Consider the following 4,816-nt stretch of genomic DNA (forward strand, 5'->3'; position numbering starts at 1 on the left):
TGCTGATGATCAACGGCGGGGGGCTGGGCCGGGCTGGGCTGGGCGCGGCGGGAGGCCCCGGCTACACCTGCGCGGCCGCCGCAGGGCGCGACCGGACCGGGACGAGGTCGTCGGCGTGCACGACCTCCCGACGGTGCTCGGGCGCGAGGTCGCGGGTCTTGCGGCCGACCAGCTCGGGCATCTCCTCGGCGTCGAACGCGACGACGCCCCGCGCCACGGTGTCCCCGCGCGGCCCGACGAGCTCCACGACGTCGCCGGCCTCGAAGTCGCCGTCCGAGCCGGTGATGCCTGCTGCGAGCAGCGAGCGCCGCTTCGTGGCCGGGCCCGAGGTGATCGCGCGTACCGCCCCGTCGTCGAGGTGCAGCCGCCCCCGCGAGCCGGCCATGTGGCTCAGCCAGAACCGGCGCGCGGAGAGCCGCGGGCCGGTCGGCGCGAAGACCGTCCCGACCTCGGCGCCCAGCGCCGCCGGCGCGGCCGACGCCGCCGCCACGAGCACCGGCACCCCGGCCCCCGCGGCGAGGTCCGCCGCGGCCAACTTCGAGGCCATCCCCCCGGTCCCGACGGTGCCCGCGCCCGGCCGCGCGACGTGGACCTGCTCCAGGTCGGCGACCCCGTGGACCTCGTCGAGCATCGCCGCGCCGGGAGCGCGCGGGTCGTCGTCGTAGACGCCGTCGACGTCGGAGAGCAGCACCAGCGCGTCCGCACCGACGATGTGGGCGACGAGGGCCGCGAGCCGGTCGTTGTCGCCGAAGCGGATCTCGTCGGTGGCGGTCGTGTCGTTCTCGTTGACCACGGGCACGACGCCGAGGCCCAGCAGCCGTTCGAACGTGCGCTGCGCGTTGCGGTACGGGGCGCGGCGCACGACGTCGTGGCTGGTCAGCAGCACCTGGCCGACGACGCGCTCGTGGCGGGCGAACGCGTCGGCGTAGGCCCGGGTCAGGTGGAGCTGCCCCACCGACGCGGCCGCCTGCTGGGTCGCGAGGTCGCGGGGCCGGCGCGCGAGCCGCAGCGGGGCGAGCCCGGCCGCGATGGCGCCCGAGGACACCAGCACCACCTGGGTCCCGGTCGCGACCCGCGCGGCGACGGCGTCGACGAGGGCGTCCAGCCGACCGACGTCGAGACCCCCGGACACGCTCGACAGCGACGACGACCCGACCTTGACCACGAGCCGCCGCGCGCCCGCGACGGTGTCCCGGGCGACGGTCATCCGTCGTCCCGGGCGGCCTCGTCCCCGGCGACGTCGACGGTCTCGAGGTCGTACGGGTCCCCGCCGTCCACCCAGCTGGGCACCCCGAGCTCGGCGTCGTCGCGATGGCGGCGCCGCTCCTGCTTGGCGGCCTTGCGCATCGCCGCGCTCGAGCGGTCGGCGTAGCCGGCGTTGTCCAGGCGGGGGTCGGTGCCGCGGTTGCCGGTCTGCGGGCCGCCGCCGAGGGCCGCGACGCCGGCCGGGGTGGAGGGCTCCCAGTCGAAGGTGTGGATGCCGATGGTGACCATGTCGCCGGGCCGCGCCCCGGCCTCCGCGAGGGCCTCCTCGACGCCGAGGCGGGCGAGCCGGTCGGCGAGGTAGCCGACCGCCTCGTCGTTGGCGAAGTCGGTCTGGCGGACCCAGCGCTCGGGCTTCTCCCCCCGGACCCGCCACGCCGGGCCGTCGGCCGGGTCGATGTCGTCGCCGGTGTCGGCCTCGACGGTGAACCCGGAGTCGTCGACGGCGGTCGGGCGCAGCACGACCCGCGGCGGCACGGTGTGCACGACGCTCGCGCGGGCCTCCTCCACGGCGCCCGCCATGAGGAAGGTCAGCTCCCGCAGCCCGGTGTGCGCGGCGGTCGAGATCTCCACGACGGGCCAGCCGAACGCCTCGACGTCGGGGCGGACCAGCTCGGCGAGCTCGGCGGCGTCCGGCACGTCCACCTTGTTCAGCGCGACGATGCGCGGCCGGGAGGCCAGGTCCGTGCCCAGGGCCGAGGTGTAGGAGGCGAGCTCGTGCTCGAGCGCGCGGATGTCCGAGACCGGGTCGCGGTCGGTCTCGAAGGTCGCGCAGTCGACGACGTGCACGAGCACCGAGCAGCGCTCGATGTGGCGCAGGAAGTCCAGGCCGAGGCCCTTGCCGTCGGAGGCGCCCGGGATCAGGCCGGGGACGTCGGCGACGGTGAACGTCGATTCGCCGGCGCTGACCACGCCGAGGTGCGGGGTGAGCGTGGTGAACGGGTAGTCGGCGATCTTCGGCTTCGCGGCCGACAGGACGCTGACCAGCGAGGACTTGCCGGCGCTGGGGAACCCGAGGAGCCCCACGTCGGCCATCGAGCGCAGCTCGAGCACGAGGTCGCGGGCGTCGCCCGGCTCGCCGAGCAGCGCGAAGCCGGGCGCCTTGCGGGCCGGGCTCGCGAGCGCCGCGTTGCCCAGTCCCCCGCGCCCGCCGCGGGCCGCGACGAAGCGCGCCCCCGGGCCGGTGAGGTCGCCGAGGATCTCGCCGTGCTCGTCGAGGACCACGGTGCCCTCGGGCACCGCGAGCTCGACGTCCTCGGCGTTCGCGCCGCTGCGGAACGAGCCCTGTCCCGGCCGGCCGTTGGCGGCCACGGCGTGGGGGCGGTGGTGGAAGTCGAGCAGCGTGTGCACACCCGGGTCGGCCACGAGGACGACGTCGCCCCCGCGTCCCCCGTTGCCGCCGTCGGGCCCGCCCAGCGGGACGAACTTCTCCCGGTGCACGGAGCTGCAGCCGTGTCCGCCGGCACCGGCGGTCACGTGCAGCGTCACGCGGTCGACGAACCGCGCCATGGCCGTTCCTCTCTACAGACGACGAGGGGCGGACCCCATCGGGCCCGCCCCTCGCCGGTGGTACTGGTGTGTCGTCCCGAGGGTCAGGCCTCGACCGGCACGATGTTGACGTTCTTGCGCCCGGCCTTGTGGCCGAACTTGACGGCGCCCGCGACCAGCGCGAACAGCGTGTCGTCCCCGCCGCGGCCGACACCGACGCCGGGGTGGAACTTGGTGCCGCGCTGGCGGACCAGGATCTCGCCGGCCTTGACGACCTGGCCGCCGTAGCGCTTGACGCCGAGGAACTGGGCGTTCGAGTCGCGACCGTTGCGGGAGCTGGACGCACCCTTCTTGTGAGCCATGGTGTCTCGCTCCCCTTACTTCGAGATGCCGGTGATCTCGACCTGGCTGTAGCGCTGGCGGTGGCCGACGCGCCGCTTGTAGCCGGTCTTGTTCTTGTACTTCAGGATCTTGATCTTCGGGCCCTTGGTCTCACCGAGGACGTTCCCGGTGATCGAGACCTTCGCGAGGTCGTCCACCGAGGAGAGGACGGTCGAGCCGTCGACGACGAGGATCGGCTGGAGGTCGACCGAGTCGCCGTCCAGGAGCTCCACGTCGACGACGTCGCCGACCGCGACCTTGTACTGCTTGCCGCCGGTCTTCACGATCGCGTACATCTCGGACGCAGGCTCCTGTCGTGCTGGACGTCTGTCTGGTTCTCGGGAGGGCTCGCGTCCCGATCGGGCGGGCACCTCACCGCACGCGGAGACCATCGACCCCCACGCTGCTGTGGACCACGATACCCGCCGGGTCCGACAGGTCGGGGACCGGGGGCTCGTGGCCGCAGCAGGGCAGGCGTCAGTGGCCCCCGACGGTCACGGGCGGCCCGGCCGGGCGGGACGCGGCCCGCCGGCGGCGACGTCCGCCGGTGGCGGCCCCGTCGTCGGCGGGCTGGTCGGGCTCCTCGCTCACCGGGGTCGGGGTGGACGCGACCGGCTCGGGGTCCGGCTCCGCGGTCCCGACGGCGGGCTCGGTCGCCGCGGGTGCGACGGCGGGCTGCTCGGGCTCCTCGGCGACCTCCGGGGTCCCGGTGCTCTCCTGCGCCTGCTCGACCTCGAGCTCGACCTCGGGCTCCTCGGCGGCCGGTACCACCGGCTCGTCGGAGGTGCCGGTCGTGTCGGTGTCCTCCGACGTCGCGGCCTCCTGGTCCGTCTCGGCGGGCTCGGCCGGCTCGGGCGTCCCGGTGCTCTCCTCGGCCTGCTCCACCTCGAGCTCGACCTCGGACTCCTCGGCGTCCTCCGCCCCCGCGGCACTGCGCCGCTGGGCGAGCTCGGCGGGGGTGGGCACGTGACCGCCCAGCCCGTTCGGCGAGGCCGCGCCCGCGGTGACCGAGGAGGCCACCGTGGTCGGCGACCCGCCCTCGGACGACGCCCCGCGCCGCCCCCGGCCGCGTCGGCGCCCGGAGCCCGATCCGGAGCCGTTCTGCCCGGAGCCGCCGCGGTCGCCGGCGTCGGGCGTCTGGTCCCCCGACGAGGCCGCCGGTGCCGCCGGTGCCGCCGACGCGGTTGAGGACGACCCCGACGAGCCGTTCGATCCCGACCGGCTGTGCTCGGGGCCGCCCGTCACCGGGTCGGTGTGGACGATCACGCCGCGGCCCTTGCAGTGCTCGCAGGGCGTGGAGAACTCGTCGAGCAGGCCCTGCCCGACCCGCTTGCGGGTCATCTGCACGAGGCCGAGCGAGGTCACCTCGGCCACCTGGTGGCGCGTGCGGTCCCGCCCGAGGCACTCGGTGAGCCGGCGCAGCACGAGGTCGCGGTTGGACTCCAGGACCATGTCGATGAAGTCGATGACGATCATGCCGCCGATGTCGCGCAGCCGGAGCTGGCGCACGACCTCCTCGGCCGCCTCGAGGTTGTTGCGGGTCACCGTCTCCTCGAGGTTGCCCCCGGAGCCGGTGTACTTGCCGGTGTTGACGTCGACCACGGTCATGGCCTCGGTGCGGTCGATCACCAGCGTGCCGCCCGAGGGCAGCCACACCTTGCGGTCGAGCGCCTTCACCAGCTGC

Annotated in this window: 5 protein-coding genes; all 5 read right to left on the reverse strand. The window is 75.1% G+C overall.

Annotated elements, in window-relative coordinates:
- Positions 1 to 61: 61 nt before the first annotated feature.
- On the reverse strand, positions 62 to 1,207 hold the full coding sequence (proB, locus tag AC0CYZ_RS18185; RefSeq protein WP_472217838.1) for a glutamate 5-kinase: 1,146 nt from the start codon (positions 1,205 to 1,207) through the stop codon (positions 62 to 64).
- Positions 1,204 to 2,772: a GTPase ObgE gene (gene obgE / locus AC0CYZ_RS18190; RefSeq protein WP_472217840.1), complete on the reverse strand. Its 1,569-nt coding sequence runs from the start codon at positions 2,770 to 2,772 to the stop codon at positions 1,204 to 1,206. Before obgE ends, proB begins: the two co-directional genes overlap by 4 nt.
- An 83-nt stretch (positions 2,773 to 2,855) precedes the next feature.
- Positions 2,856 to 3,113, reverse strand: coding sequence for a 50S ribosomal protein L27 (gene rpmA, locus AC0CYZ_RS18195; RefSeq protein ID WP_472217843.1), 258 nt, complete (start codon positions 3,111 to 3,113; stop codon positions 2,856 to 2,858).
- A gap of 15 nt (positions 3,114 to 3,128) precedes the next feature.
- Positions 3,129 to 3,428, reverse strand: a complete 300-nt coding sequence (rplU, locus tag AC0CYZ_RS18200) for a 50S ribosomal protein L21 (protein WP_472217845.1) — start codon at positions 3,426 to 3,428, stop codon at positions 3,129 to 3,131.
- Positions 3,429 to 3,609: 181 nt separating this feature from the next.
- Positions 3,610 to 4,816: ribonuclease E/G (locus AC0CYZ_RS18205; protein ID WP_472217847.1), on the reverse strand; the 1,207-nt coding region annotated here is incomplete at its 5' end.

This window comes from Actinomycetospora sp. (genome assembly GCF_055612215.1).